The following is a 13,505-nucleotide window of genomic DNA, read 5'->3' on the forward strand; positions in this document are numbered from 1 at the left end:
GTGAGCACCCAGCACCCGGGCGACGGCGACCAGCGGCCCGAGGACAGGCCCGAGCTGGCCCTGCCCCCCGAGGAGCACGCCCGCCCGGAATTGGCGCTGCCCCCGGAGGAACCTCGGGCCGGTCGCATCCAGCGCCAGGAACCCGGCCGCACCCAGCCGCGCCCGCCCACCGTGGCCGAGTCGCGCGCCCGCGACAAGGCCCGCAAGCAGGCCGACGAGCAGCGCCGCGCGGCCGAAGCCGCCGAGGCGGCCAAGAAGAAGACGCGCAAGCGCGTCCTGATCGGCAGCGTCGCCATCGTCGGCGTGGCCGGGCTGGTCGGTGGCGGCTATCTTGCCTACCGGGCCGTGAACAAGCCGGACCAGGTGACCGCGTCCTGTGTGCAGATCGATCAGAGCGGCAAGGAAGTCGTGGTCCCCGACGACAAGTGCGGGCCCGGCCGACAGAATTTCAGCGACAACGACAACTGGCACGGCGGCCTGGGCGGGCTGATCATCCTCGGCGGCTGGCCCCAGTACCGCTACTACTACGGTGGCACGCCGACCATCGGGCAGACGCCCGCCGGCGGCAGCACCGTCAAACCCAAAGGCGCGGAGATCAAAACCAAGAGCGGCACCACCGTGCAGCGCGGCGGCCTCGGCAGCAAGAGTTCGGGCGGGGGGTCCTGATGCGGCGTGTCCGCGGCACGCCCCGGCCGGGCTGGCAGCAGATCATCGAGGAGCAGGGCCTGGTCTACGGCGCGCCCGGCCGCGACGCCAGCGGCCGCCCGCGGCCGTACTGGGACGAGTCGGTGCACTACGAGTTCGACATGGACGAGATCCTCGCGCTGGAGGCCGATGTCGAACTGCTGCACTCGATGTGCCTGCATGCCGTCGAGCAGGTCATCCTCACCGAGCGGTTCAAGGATTTCGGGCTGCCCGAATGGACCTGGGCGCCGATCACCGAATCCTGGCGGCGCGGTGACCCTTACGTGTACGGGCGCTTCGATCTGCGCTACGACGCGCGCCGGCCCGCGAAACTGCTGGAGTACAACGCCGATACGCCGACCTCGCTGCTGGAGGCCGCGATCATCCAGTGGCACTGGCTGACCACGCAGTATCCCGGCGACGATCAGTGGAACTCGCTGCACGAGAAGCTCGTCGCGCGCTGGACCGAATTGCGCGACGTGCTGCCCTCCTCGGAGTTGCACTTCGCGTGGTCCTCGGCCGACGGCTCCGGTGAGGACAACGTCACCACCGCCTATATGCAGGAGACGGCCGCCGAAGCCGGCTTCGACACCATCGCGCTGCCCATCGAGGAAGTCGGATTCGACACCGAGCTGGAGCGTTTCGTGGATCTGGCCGAGGCGCCGATCGACTCGATCTTCAAGCTGTACCCGTGGGAGTGGGTGCTCGACGACGACTTCGGCAAGCAGGTCATCGGCAGCCTGCCCGCCACCATGTGGGTCGAGCCGCTGTGGAAGTCGCTGCTCAGCAACAAGGCGATTCTCGCGGTGCTGTGGGAGATGTACCCCGGGCACCCGAATCTGCTGCCCGCCTACCTCGATCAGCCCAACGAGCTCACCGAGTACATCCGCAAGCCCAAGCTGGGCCGGGAGGGCGCCAACATGACCATCGTCGGCGCGGGCCTGGAAACCGCGACCGGCGGTGTCTACGGCGCCGAGGGGTTCGTCTACCAATTGCTGGACCCGCTACCGGAATTCGACGATATGCGCCCCGTGCTGGGCGCCTGGATGGTCGGTGACAGCTCCGCCGGCCTCGGCATCCGCGAGACCGCCGGCCTGATCACCGACGACGGCGCCGCCTTCGTCCCCCACCGCATTCCCACCACGTAATACTTTCCCGGAAGGACCATCAGATGACCGCATATGCCCTCGAGCAGGACTACTGGCGCCTGCTCGGCGAAGGCGTCGGGGCCATCATCCTGTACGCGATCGTCGGCCTCGCCCTGATGCTGATCGGCTTCTACGCCATCGATCTCACCACGCCGGGCCGGCTGCGCGGCCTGGTCACGGCGGGCAAGCCGAACGCCATCATCGTCACCGCCGCCGGCCTGATCAGCATGGCGTTCATCGTCGTGATCGCCATCTACACCTCCGGTGGCGCACTGGTCGAGGGCCTGATCGCCTCGACCGTGTTCGGTCTGATCGGCATTGTCGCCCAGGTGATTTCGGTGCGCGTGCTGGAGAAGGCGGTCGGCATCCACATCGGTGAGGCGATGCACGCGGATACCTTCACTCCCGCCTCGCTGGTCGTCGCGGCGGCGCACTTCGCGCTGGGCCTGGTTGTTGCTTTCGCGATCTTCTGAGTTACGCCTGCGCCCGCTGCGGGCGATCGCGGTGCTGTTCGGTGCGGGCGCGACGGTGGCGGGTGCGGCCGGCCTCGCGCTGCACTTCAGCCGATCGGCGTCGCGCCTGCTCGTCCTCGCGGCCTCCGGTGCGCCGTACCTGATGTGCGGTGCGCTCGCCGGGGCGCTGGCGTTCGCGGTGCTGCGGATCTGGGCGGGTGCGGGAGTCGCGGCCGTGCTCGCCGCCGCCGCGGTGTGGACGCAATTGCCGCTCTATGTCAGCGATTCGGGCCCGGCGGGCGGCACCGAGCTGACCGTCATGCAGGCCAACCTCCTGTTCGAAGGCGCCGATCCACGCGCCCTGGTCGAGGAGGTCCGGGCGGGCCAGGTCAGCATTCTGACCGTCAACGAGCTCACCCCGGCCGGGCTGGCGGATCTCACCCGCGCCGGACTCGATCAGCTGTTGCCGCACCGCTATGTCTCCCCGGGGCGCACCGCGACCGGCACCGGGATCTGGAGCAGTTACCCGCTCAGCGACACCGTCGAATTCGACGGCTATGTCCTGAACCAGCTTTCGGCCACCACGACCATTCCGGGCGCGGGCCCGGTGACGGTCTACGCCTTCCACCCGGTCCCGCCGATCTACGGGACCGAGGTCTGGTCCGGGGAATTGGCCCGGCTCCGTGCGATTCTCGACCGTGCCCCGGCCGATCGCCCGGCGATCGCGGGCGGCGACTTCAACGCCACCTTCGACCACTCCCAGTTCCGGGCCATGCTCTCCGGTCGCTTTCACGACGCCGCCGAACAGTCCGGCGCGGGCCACCTGGTCACCTACCCGACCGACAAGCGCTACCCGCCACTGGTCGGCATCGACCACATTCTGCTGGCCGACGGCCACGCGACCGAAGTACGGACGATCCCGTTACCCGGCGCCGATCATCGCGCCCTACTCGCCCGGATCCGCTTGGCGCCCCGGCCCTCCTGAGCGGACCTCACCACCGCACCTTGCGCGCGTAATCGAGTGCCGTACCCAGATCACGGCCATGGACGCCTTTCATGTGGGCGCTGATATATCCGCGCTCGGTGGCGAACCGCGGGTCCGACAGCGGTGTGTTCGAGTCGATCGCCCAGCTGATGTCCGCGCCCGCGTCGGTGCGCCCAGCGTGCAGCGCGGCGATCAGGATGTGCTCGCCGAGGCGCGGGCTGACGGCGAGTGCCCAGATGTCCGAGCTCTCGCCTTCCGGGCTGGTGTCCGGGCAGTACCCGACCGCCCAGAGGTTCTCGAACACCGCGGTGAACGTGCTCGACCTCGGCACTTCGACCAGGTGCCCGTGCGGCGCGTCGAAATCGTCTCCGGCGTTGATGCTCTCGCGGGTCAGCATCACCTTGATCGTCGAATCGTCGGTCATGATCGAATTCTGCCAGCGGCTGGGTGAAAGGGCGACGGGCCGGGCAGGTAGCTCGTAGCCTGGAACTCCTGGTTGTGCGACTCGGGAGTTGCGGTGGCCTACGAACTCAGCGCGGTGATCGGTGAAGTGGCAATGCTGTCGGCGATCGGCAGGGAGCACGAGGTTCCGGTCATACCCCTGGCCGAGGGACTGGGTTTGATTCCGCTCACCGACGAGGTGGCGAGTGTGCTGTTCGAGCCGAATCTGCGGTTCGAAGAGGTGCTGCGGAGCTGGTCGGCCCGGGGTCCGGTGCTGTACGCCTGGTCGGAGATGCACGCGGGGCTCGGCGTGCAGTCGGCGACGATCTGGGACGCCGGTGTGCTGACCTACCACGAAACCGGTTACCCCGGCCGCGGCCCGATTTCCGTTGCGCTGCAACGGCTGGGCGTGGCCGGCGGTAGCGACCGCCGCGACGAGTTCGACGTCGTCGGGCTGGGCCGCCACCGCCGCACCAGCGCGTGGATTCCCGAGTGAGCGGCGGTCAGTGACCGCGGGCCAGCCACTCCGACAGCGACGGCTTCTCGGCGCCGATGCTGGTGGCGTCGCCGTGCCCGGTGTGCACGGTCGTCTCCTCCGGCAGGGTGAGCAGGCGATCCCGGATGGAATCGATGATGGTGCCGAAATCGGAGTAGGACCGGCCGGTGGCGCCGGGACCGCCGGAGAACAGCGTGTCCCCGGTGAACAGGGCAGCGAGATCGGGCGCGTGCAGCGACACCGACCCGGGGGAGTGCCCGGGCGTGTGCAGGATGTCGATATCGACGCCCGCCACCGTGATGCGTTGCTTGTCGGCCAGTGATTCGTAGCCCACGTCCGGATGCGTCTGCCGCCACAGCACATCGTCGGCGGGGTGCAGCAGGATCGGGGCGTCGAAATGCCGGGCCAGCTGCGGAGCGACGGTGATGTGGTCGTTGTGCGCGTGCGTGCACAGGATGCCCAGCACCTGGCGGTCGCCGACGCCGTCGAGAATGGCCTCGGTGTCGTGCGCGGCGTCGACGATGAGGACCTCGGTGTCGTCACCGATCAGCCAGATGTTGTTGTCGACGTCCCACGTGCCGCCGTCCAGCGAGAAGGTGCCGGAGGTGACGACGCGGTCGATCCGGGTCACAGGACCACCACCGAGCGCAGCACCTCGCCGGCATGCATGGCGTGGAAGGCCTTCTCGACCTCGTCGATGGTGATGCGCTCGGAGACGAAGCGATCCAGCGGGAGCCGGCCCTGGCGGTACAGATCGATCAGCAGGGGGAAGTCGCGCTCGGGCAGGCAGTCGCCGTACCAAGAGGACTTCAGCGCGCCGCCGCGGGAGAACAGGTCGATCAGCGGCATCTCCAGGGTCATGTCCGGGGTGGGGACGCCGACCAGCACGACGGTGCCCGCGAGGTCGCGGCCGTAGAAGGCCTGCTTCCAGGTCTCGGGACGGCCGACCGCCTCGATGACCACGTCGGCGCCGAAGCCGTCGGTGAGTTCCTGGATCCGCTCGACCACGTCCTCGGTGCCCGCGTCGATGGTGTGGGTGGCGCCGAAATCCTGGGCCCACGCCAGTTTCCGGGCATCGCGATCGATGGCGATGATGGTGCGCGCGCCGGCCAGCCGGGCGCCGGCGATGGCCGCGTCGCCCACGCCGCCGCAGCCGATGACCGCGACCGTGTCGCCGCGCGAGACGTTGCCGGTGTTCACGGCCGCGCCGATACCGGCCATGACACCGCAGCCGAGCAGACCGGCCACGGCGGGATCGGTGCCGGGATCGACCTTGGTGCACTGCCTTTCGTGCACCAGGGTCTTGTCGGCGAAGGCGCCGATGCCCAGCGCCGGGCTCAGCTCGGTGCCGTCGGTGAGGGTCATCTTCTGGCTGGCGTTGCTGGAATCGAAGCAGTACCAGGGGCGGCCGCGCTTACAGGCCCGGCATTCGCCGCAGACCGCGCGCCAGTTCAGCACCACGAAATCCCCGGCCTCGACGTGGGTGACCGCGCTGCCCACGGTCTCCACGATGCCCGCGGCCTCGTGGCCGAGCAGGAACGGGAACTCGTCGTTGATCCCGCCCTCGCGGTAGTGCAGGTCGGTGTGGCACACCCCGCACGCCTGGACCCGCACCACGACATCGTGCGGACCGGGATCCGGGATCACGATATCGACGAGTTCGACAGGGGTGCCTTTGCTTCGGGCGATGACGCCGCGCACGGTCTCGGACACGAAAACAACCTCCTCGATCATCGTGCCAACGGCGGCACCGATCCACACTAATACGGCTGAACCCGGTTCCGCGGTTGCGGATTCACCCGGCGTTCGCGCCGCCCTGCCAGTCCAGGACCTGATCGATGAGCCAGTCGGGTTCGTCGGTGGCGATGTCGTGCCCGGAGGTCGGGTGCACCCGCAGCGGCGCGCCGGTCCTGGTCGCGATCGCGGCGGAGCACTTGTGCGAGACCAGGCGGTCGCCGGTCGTGGTGACGACGAGCAGCGGTGTGGTGGTGGTCGGGGTCATGCGGAAGGTGATGCCCGCGCGGACCTGATTGAGCCGGCTCGCCCGGGACGGCGTGGCCTCGCGCTGCCAGCGGGCCCACTGCGCGCCCAGCGGATCCAGGTCGGCGGGTGGCTTGTTCGAGGAGATGCCGAGCACGGCGCGCTCGAACCGGTCCGGGTTGCCGAGCTCGCCGCGGGCGATGCTGCGCAGGACCGTGCCGAGGAACGCGGGCTGGACGCGGTCGCGCAGGGTCGCGGTGTTGCCGGCCGAGCTGTTGATGACCACCGCGCGGGTGAATTCGCCGGGGTGGCGGGCGATCCAGTCCAGGGTCACCATGCCGCCGAGCGAGATGCCGAAGAGCGACCAGTCGTCCGCGCCCCGGAATTCGGCGAAGCGCGTGCGGATGTCGTCGGTGATCGCGGCGATGGTGGTGGGGGAGGTGCGGTGGTGCTGGCTGCCGAAACCGGGCGGGTCGATCGTGCGGACCTCGGTGCCGGTGGCGGCGGCGAACTTCTCGGGGAACTCGCCCCAGTGCCTGGCGTCGCGGGTGAGCCCGCGGATGAGCAGCCATTTCATCGAGTCATCGTCACACCGTCCCGCGATCAGGGGCAATGGGCAGCGGACCAGAATCGCTTGACATTCCATAGTGGAGGGTGCATCCTTGATTTACCTTCCAATGTGGAACATAGATCGAAGGACCTGACATGGACATCAGCCCCGGCACCCGCGCCTCCGACGCCGAACGCGACACCGTTGTGCGACAGCTCGGCCGGCACCTGGCCGACGGCCGGCTCGATCTGGCCGAATACGACAAGCGCGTGGCGCAGGTCTACGCGACCGCCACCCGCGAGGATCTGGGCTCGGTCCTGACCGACCTGCCGACGCTCACCGAGAAGGCGGCCGGCTTCGCCAAACCCGTGAGCGGGCAGCGCTTCCCGATCTGGCAGCGCATCGAGGCGAGCTCCTGGGCGGGCGTCAGCCTGCTCGTCCTGGTGATCTGGGCGGCCATCTCGATCGGCGTCGGCGAGTTCACCTATTTCTGGCCGGTCTGGGTCATCGGCCCGTGGGGTGCGGTGCTGGCCTTCCGCATGGTGACCGGATTCGAGTCACCCAGGCAGCGCGTGCTCTGCCGCTGACCGGTCAGCGGGCGCGGCGGGAACGCGGACGCGGGGCGTCGTACTCGTCGTAGTCGCGGCCCGCGTCGAGGCGATTCAGCGGAACTTGAACCGGGCGATCGGTGACGGCCTGACCGCGGCGGGCGGAACGCTCGGCAGCGGCCGGCACGGCGCGATCGGAGGACGCCCGCGCGGAACGATCGGACGCGGAACGCGCCGACCGCTCAGACGCCGACCGCGCGGCACGTTCGGATGCCACTCGCGCGGATCGCTCGGATTCGCTGCGGGCCGGGCGGTCTCGGCGCAGCGGGGCCGAACGGTCCGGGCGCTGCGGCAGTTCCGGCTGTAATCGCTCGGATTCGCTGCGAGCAGGGCGGTCCCGTCGCAGCGAAGCCGAACGGTCCGCGCGCTGTGGCATTTCCGGTTGCGCCCGACGGTCCCTCCGGGCCGGCTCTTCCCACGACTCCGGCTGCGCCCGCCGGTTGCGCGGGGCTGAATCATCGCGCGAGTCCGATGGGTCCCGTTGTGCCCGCCGGTTGCGCGGGGCCGAATCATCTTGTGAATCCGGCAGATCCGGCTGTACCCGCCGGTTCCGCCGAGGCGAATCCTCGCGCATGCCGCCGCGCGGGGACGGTGCCGGCTGATCGAGGGGTGGTCGCGCCGAACGGCTTCGAGTCGCGGATGCGTCGGCACCACTTCGTGACGCAGGTTCACTGCGCGCTGAGGTGCGCTGAGGTGCGGCCTGTGCGCGTTGCCGCGGCTGCGGACGCTCGAGCGACGCCCGATCATTCGCCGACTGCGCATTGCGTTGCCGCTTCGCCGCACCCGCGCGCGGCTGCTCGGAATCGCCGGCGCTCGCGCGGGGTGTCTCGGTCTTCGGCAGCCCGACCTTCATCACCGGCAACTCCCGGGTCACCTCGGTCGGATTGTCGCCTTTCTCCCGGTACGTCGCCGCCACGTCCTGCGCCCGTAACCACGCGCCCGGATCGCAGCGCGCGTTCCGATCCAGCTGCGGGATCGAATTTTCCAGCAGCTTCAGCAGATCGCCGCCGTCGTCGCCGAGCGCGGCGCGGATCGCGGGGAAGGCGGCGGGGCGGAAGGTCCAGGACCATTCGTAGTCGGTTTCCAGGTCGCGGCCGTGCAGGATCAGGTTGCCGGAGCGCGCGATCCGGCCTCGGATGACCAGCTCGCCGGTCTCGTAGTGCAGGCCGGAGCCGGCGGCGTTGCCGTTGCGGGCAGATCGCTCGTCCATCATGATCTCGAACCACGCGGCGCCGATTCCGGCCATGCCGAAGGCGGCCGCGAGCAGGATCTCCACCCAGACGTCGGACAGCATCGTGCTCCGGCTGCGTTCGCAGGCGTAAAGGAACAGCAGGCTTCCGACGACGAGCGCGGCGATCCGAGCGAGCCGGTAGCTGGTGCTGGTCCCGAAAAGGGGTGGCATCGGCGGATACTCCCGAATGACGGTGCGCTGGCAAATCAGGGTGGATGGTATGTGGCCCGGGTGTCCGGCGTCGGGATTTGGTGATCACGGGTTGGCATCGAATCCGACCGTGACAGCTGACCGATTTCGGCTAACCTTTGGCACACTGAAAAAGCGCCGCTACCGGGTGAACTCGGCCGGCTCAGGGCGGATACCATGGCTGGTCGCCCGCGCCCCGATCATGCCGACTCCCGAAAGGTCGTCGAATTGCATTTGAAGAGTCTGACGTTGAAGGGATTCAAGTCCTTCGCGTCCGCGACGACCCTGCGGTTCGAACCAGGCATCACCTGTGTGGTCGGCCCCAACGGATCCGGCAAGTCGAACGTGGTGGACGCGCTCACCTGGGTGATGGGCGAGCAGGGCGCGAAGGCGCTGCGCGGCGGCAAGATGCAGGACGTCATCTTCGCGGGCACCACCGGGCGCGCGGCGCTCGGCCGCGCCGAGGTGACGCTGACCATCGACAATGCCGACGGCGCGCTGCCGATCGACTACGCCGAGGTGTCGATCACCCGGCGCATGTTCCGTGACGGCGCGGGTGAATACGAGATCAACGGCAGCAGCTGCCGCTTGATGGACGTGCAGGAGTTGCTCAGCGATTCCGGCATCGGCCGGGAAATGCACGTCATCGTGGGTCAGGGGCAGCTCTCGGCGATCCTGGAATCCCGGCCCGAGGACCGGCGCTCCTTCGTCGAAGAGGCGGCCGGTGTGCTCAAGCACCGCAAGCGCAAAGAGAAGGCGGTGCGCAAACTCGAGGCGATGCAGGCGAATCTGGCCCGCTTGACCGACCTCACCACCGAACTGCGCCGCCAGCTCAAGCCGCTGGGCCGCCAGGCCGAGGTGGCGCGCCGCGCGCAGACCGTGCAGGCCGACCTGCGGGATTCGCGCCTGCGGCTGGCCGCCGACGATCTGGTGACGCGGCGCAACGAGCTGGAGAGTCAGCAGAGTAAAGAGGCCTACGCGCGCGAGCAGCACATCACGGTGCGGTCCGAGCTGGACGCCGCCAACGCGGTGCTGGCGCAGCAGGAATTCCAGCTGTCGCGGCTCACCCCGGGCGCGGAGGCCGCGGCCCAGACCTGGTTCCAGCTCTCGGCGCTGGCCGAGCGGGTGAACGCGACGATCCGGATCGCCGGTGATCGCGCGCGGCATCTGGACACCGACGTCCAGGTCGGCACCGGCCGCGACCCGGAGCAACTCGAAGCCGAAGCCGCGCGGGTGGAGGCCGAGGAGGCCGAACTGCGCGAGGCCGTGGAGATCGCGACCGAAACCCTGGAGGCGGCGCGGGACGCGCTGGCCGAACGCGATCATGCCGCCCGGGCCGCCGAGCAGGCGCACCTGGCGGCGGTGCGCGCGATCGCCGATCGCCGGGAAGGCCTGGCGCGGTTGTCCGGTCAGGTCGACAACCTGCGCACCAAGTCGCAGTCGATGGACGCGGAGATCGCGCGGCTGTCGGTGGCGATCACCGAGGCCCGGCATCGCGGCGAGGCCGCGCAGGCCGAATTCGACACGGTGCAGAGCGAACTCGGTGAACTCGACGCCGGGGAGGAAGGGCTCGACGCCCAGCACGAGCACGCGGTGCAGGCCCTCGAACTCGCCGACCAGCGCGTCAAGGAACTGCGCGAACAGGATCGTGACGCGAGCAAGCTGGTCGCCTCGCTGAGCGCGCGGATCGAGGCGCTGAGCATGGGGCTGGCGCGCCGCGACGGCGCGGCGTGGCTGGTGGAGCATCAGACCCAGGGCCTGCTCGGCCCGCTGTCCGGCTTGCTGCGGGTGCAGGGCGGTTTCGAAGCGGCCGTCGCCGCCACCCTGGGTCCGCTGGCCGACGCGGTGGCCGCCGAGAGCGCGGGCAGCGCGCACGCCGCGGTGCGGTCGCTGAAGGAGGGTGACGGCGGCCGGGTCGCGCTGGTCTTCGGCGCGGACGACGCGTCCGCGCCCTCGCACGGCGCACTGCCGGGCGCGGCCCGCTGGCTCGCCGACGTGCTGGAGTGCCCCGATTCGGTGCGCGGCGCGATCGCGGCGCTCACCGCGGGCGTAGCCGTGGTCGAAAACCTGTCCGCCGCAACCGAATTGCTGCGGGCCCGCCCGGAACTGCGGGTGGTCACCCGGGAGGGCGATCTCACCGGCACCGGCTGGATCCTCGGCGGCTCGGACCGCGCGCCCAGCCAGCTCGAGATCCAGGCCGACATCGATACCGCCAAGGCCGATCTGATCGCCGGCCAGCGCCGCGCCGAGGAACTGGAAGCCGCGCTCTCCGGCGCGCTGGACGAGCAGACCGACCGCAAGGACGCCGTCGATCACGCGCTGCTCGCGCTGCACGAGTCCGATCAGGCCCTGATGACGATCTACGACCGGCTCGGCCGGCTGGGTCAGGCCGCCCGCGCGGCCACCGGGGACAGCGAACGCCTGGCCAAGCAGCGCGGCGACGCCGAGGCCACGCGCGCGGAATCGCTCACCGCGCTGGCCGATCTGGAAGACCGGCTGCGCGCCGTGGAGCTGGAGCAGGACGATTCCGAGATGGCCTCGGCGGGAACCGAATCCGCGGGCCGGGACCGGGAGGAAGCCGCGGCCGCGCTGGCCGAGGCGCGCGCGATGGAGGTGGAGGCGCGCCTGTCGGTGCGCACCGCCGAGGAACGCGCGGAATCGGTCCGCGGCAAAGCCGATGGGCTGCGCCGCGCGGCGCGGGCCGAACGCGAAGCGCGCGAACGCGCCGAACGCGCGCACGCCGCCCGCCGCCAGGCCGCCGGGGTGGCCGCCGCCGTCGCCGAATCCGGCGCGCGCATCGCCACCGAGCTGGAGAAGGTGGTCGCCGAGGCCAGCGCCCGGCGCGACGAACTGGTGCGCCGCCGCACCGAAGCCGCCGCGCAGGTCGAGCAGATCAAGGAGCGGGTCCGGGCGCAGAGCGCCCAGCTGGCCCAGCTCACCGACGCCGTGCACCGCGACGAGGTCGCCAAAGCCCAAGCGGCCCTGCGGATCGAACAGCTCGAGACCAATATCTCCGAGCAGTTCGGCATCGCGCTGGACGACCTGATCGAGGAGTACGGCCCCGACGTGCCGCTGCCGCCGACCGATCTGGAATGGCAGGAGTACGACCAGGCCCGCGAGCGCGGCGAGCAGGTCGTCGCGCCCACCGCGATGCCCTACGACCGCGCCACCCAGGAGCGCCGCGCCAAGCGCGCCGAGAAGGACCTGGCCACCCTGGGCAAGGTGAATCCGCTGGCGCTGGAGGAGTTCGCGGCGCTGGAGGAGCGCTACACCTTCCTGTCCACCCAGCTCGAGGACGTCAAGAACGCCCGCAAGGACCTGCTGGACGTGGTCGCCGAGGTCGATGCCCGCATCCTGCAGGTGTTCACCGAGGCCTACGAGGACGTGGAACGCGAATTCGTCGGCGTCTTCGCGAAACTGTTCCCCGGCGGCGAGGGGCGGCTCGTGCTCACCGACCCCTCCGACATGCTCACCACCGGCATCGAGGTCGAGGCCCGGCCGCCGGGCAAGAAGGTCAAGCGCCTGTCCCTGCTCTCCGGCGGGGAGAAGTCGCTGACCGCGGTGGCCCTGCTGGTGGCGATCTTCCGCGCCCGCCCGTCCCCGTTCTATGTGATGGACGAGGTCGAGGCGGCGCTGGACGACACCAACCTGCGCCGCCTGATCGGCCTCTTCGAGCAGTTGCGGGAGAAGAGCCAGCTGATCGTCATCACCCACCAGAAGCCCACCATGGAGATCGCCGACGCGCTCTACGGCGTCAGCATGCGCGGTGACGGCATCACCCAGGTGATCTCGCAGCGGATGCGCGGGCAGAACCTGGTGGGCGCGGCGATCTGATCAGGGCGTCAGCAGCGCCTTCAGCTGCGCGGCGCCGGTGGCGGTGAGCCAGGAGTCCAGCGACAGCAGACCCGGGTGGAGTTCGCGCGAGGCGGCGAGATCACCGCGCCAGCCACCTGTCTCGCGGCTCAGCCGCCAGACCTTCACGATCTCCGGGCCGATGGCTTCGGCCTCTGCCTCGGTGATTTCCTGGTAGCGCACCGGTTGACCGATGTGCTCGCCGATCAACGCGGCCGCCGCCACCGGAGTGATGGCGTCACCGGCGATTTCCAGGCTCGCGCCGTGCAGCCGGTCCGGGTCGGCGAAGGCGAGCGCGGCGAACTCGGCGACGTCGTCGACCGCGATCATCTGGAGCGGGCGGTTGGCGGCGAACAGGTGCCGGTGCACGCCGTTGTTGATCCCGTCGACCGGAAAGCCCTGCATCAGATAGTTTTCCATGAACCGGACCGGCCGCAGGATGGTGTAGCGCAGGCCGCTGGCGCTGACCGCGCGTTCGATGCGGCGCTTGCCCACGCTGCCCCAGGTCTCGTCGTCGCTCATGGAGGCGACGCCGGTGAAGACCAGCTGCTCGACCCCGGCCTCGCGGGCCAGTTCGACCAGGGTTTCGCCCCGGCGGGCTTCGAGTTCGACATTCCAGCCACCCGCCTCGTAGGCGGCGGGCGGCACGATCAGGATGGCGCCGACGCCGGCGACCGCGGCCGCGAGCGTGTCGGGTGCGTCGAAATCACCGACCACCAGCTCGGCGCCTGCTGCCGCCAAAGCCTGTGCGGCCGGTGCGTTCTCGTCGCGGACCAGCGCGCGGACCACGGCGCTGCCGGCCAGCAACCGGCGCGCGGTGGCGCCGCCCTGCTTGCCGGTGGCGCCGGTGACGAGGATCGGGTGCTGCGGGAAGGACATGCGAGGCCTG

The 13,505-nt window shown here is 70.1% G+C and carries 13 protein-coding genes; 7 read left to right on the forward strand and 6 right to left on the reverse strand.

Going from position 1 to position 13,505, the window contains the following annotated elements; all coding sequences use genetic code 11:
• The 4 genes from AB0H76_RS05010 to AB0H76_RS05025 are packed head-to-tail and all read left to right on the forward strand — an operon-like array spanning position 1 to position 3,269.
• Positions 1-666: a hypothetical protein gene (locus AB0H76_RS05010; RefSeq protein WP_357317530.1), complete on the forward strand. Its 666-nt coding sequence runs from the start codon at positions 1-3 to the stop codon at positions 664-666.
• On the forward strand, positions 666-1,832 hold the full coding sequence (locus AB0H76_RS05015; RefSeq protein WP_357317532.1) for a glutathionylspermidine synthase family protein: 1,167 nt from the start codon (positions 666-668) through the stop codon (positions 1,830-1,832). The genes AB0H76_RS05010 and AB0H76_RS05015 overlap by 1 nt, the downstream gene beginning before the upstream one ends.
• 23 nt (positions 1,833-1,855) lie before the next feature.
• Entirely contained in the window at positions 1,856-2,305 is a 450-nt protein-coding gene (locus tag AB0H76_RS05020) for a DUF350 domain-containing protein (protein WP_357317535.1), read from the forward strand.
• Positions 2,283-3,269 carry an endonuclease/exonuclease/phosphatase family protein gene (locus AB0H76_RS05025; protein ID WP_357317538.1) on the forward strand — a complete coding sequence of 329 codons (987 nt, stop codon included), beginning with the start codon at positions 2,283-2,285 and terminating at the stop codon, positions 3,267-3,269. Before AB0H76_RS05020 ends, AB0H76_RS05025 begins: the two co-directional genes overlap by 23 nt.
• Before the next feature lie 7 nt (positions 3,270-3,276).
• On the opposite strand, the gene AB0H76_RS05030 is transcribed toward AB0H76_RS05025, so the two are convergent.
• Entirely contained in the window at positions 3,277-3,693 is a 417-nt protein-coding gene (locus AB0H76_RS05030; RefSeq protein ID WP_357317541.1) for a hypothetical protein, read from the reverse strand.
• Between the two features lie 93 nt (positions 3,694-3,786).
• On the opposite strand from AB0H76_RS05030, the gene AB0H76_RS05035 reads away from it, so the two are divergent.
• Positions 3,787-4,206: a hypothetical protein gene (locus AB0H76_RS05035; RefSeq protein WP_357317544.1), complete on the forward strand. Its 420-nt coding sequence runs from the start codon at positions 3,787-3,789 to the stop codon at positions 4,204-4,206.
• A gap of 7 nt (positions 4,207-4,213) precedes the next feature.
• Here AB0H76_RS05035 and AB0H76_RS05040 read toward each other — a convergent pair whose 3' ends face one another.
• The 3 genes from AB0H76_RS05040 to AB0H76_RS05050 all read right to left on the reverse strand — a co-directional run bounded on the left by AB0H76_RS05040 (position 4,214) and on the right by AB0H76_RS05050 (position 6,763).
• Positions 4,214-4,837, reverse strand: a complete 624-nt coding sequence (locus tag AB0H76_RS05040) for an MBL fold metallo-hydrolase (RefSeq protein WP_357317547.1) — start codon at positions 4,835-4,837, stop codon at positions 4,214-4,216.
• The gene (locus AB0H76_RS05045) at positions 4,834-5,919 is read right to left on the reverse strand and encodes an S-(hydroxymethyl)mycothiol dehydrogenase (RefSeq protein WP_357317550.1); all 1,086 of its coding nucleotides are present in this window, start codon (positions 5,917-5,919) and stop codon (positions 4,834-4,836) included. The genes AB0H76_RS05040 and AB0H76_RS05045 overlap by 4 nt, the downstream gene beginning before the upstream one ends.
• A gap of 82 nt (positions 5,920-6,001) precedes the next feature.
• Complete coding sequence (locus AB0H76_RS05050) at positions 6,002-6,763, reverse strand: alpha/beta hydrolase (protein WP_357317553.1); 762 nt, start codon at positions 6,761-6,763, stop codon at positions 6,002-6,004.
• 128 nt (positions 6,764-6,891) lie between these two features.
• Here AB0H76_RS05050 and AB0H76_RS05055 point away from each other — a divergent pair, with 128 nt between their 5' ends.
• Positions 6,892-7,323: a DUF1707 domain-containing protein gene (locus AB0H76_RS05055; RefSeq protein ID WP_357317556.1), complete on the forward strand. Its 432-nt coding sequence runs from the start codon at positions 6,892-6,894 to the stop codon at positions 7,321-7,323.
• 4 nt (positions 7,324-7,327) lie between these two features.
• Here the strand turns inward: AB0H76_RS05055 and AB0H76_RS05060 are convergent, their stop codons facing one another.
• Entirely contained in the window at positions 7,328-8,746 is a 1,419-nt protein-coding gene (locus AB0H76_RS05060) for a hypothetical protein (RefSeq protein WP_357317559.1), read from the reverse strand.
• A gap of 246 nt (positions 8,747-8,992) precedes the next feature.
• Here AB0H76_RS05060 and smc point away from each other — a divergent pair, with 246 nt between their 5' ends.
• Positions 8,993-12,598 carry a chromosome segregation protein SMC gene (gene smc / locus AB0H76_RS05065; RefSeq protein WP_357317562.1) on the forward strand — a complete coding sequence of 1,202 codons (3,606 nt, stop codon included), beginning with the start codon at positions 8,993-8,995 and terminating at the stop codon, positions 12,596-12,598.
• Here the strand turns inward: smc and AB0H76_RS05070 are convergent, their stop codons facing one another.
• Positions 12,599-13,495, reverse strand: coding sequence for an NmrA family NAD(P)-binding protein (locus AB0H76_RS05070; RefSeq protein ID WP_357317564.1), 897 nt, complete (start codon positions 13,493-13,495; stop codon positions 12,599-12,601). It lies immediately after the preceding gene.
• Between the last annotated feature and the right edge of the window lie 10 nt (positions 13,496-13,505).

Origin of the sequence: Nocardia sp. NPDC050712 (genome assembly GCF_040654295.1) — a bacterium.
Lineage (GTDB): Bacteria > Actinomycetota > Actinomycetes > Mycobacteriales > Mycobacteriaceae > Nocardia.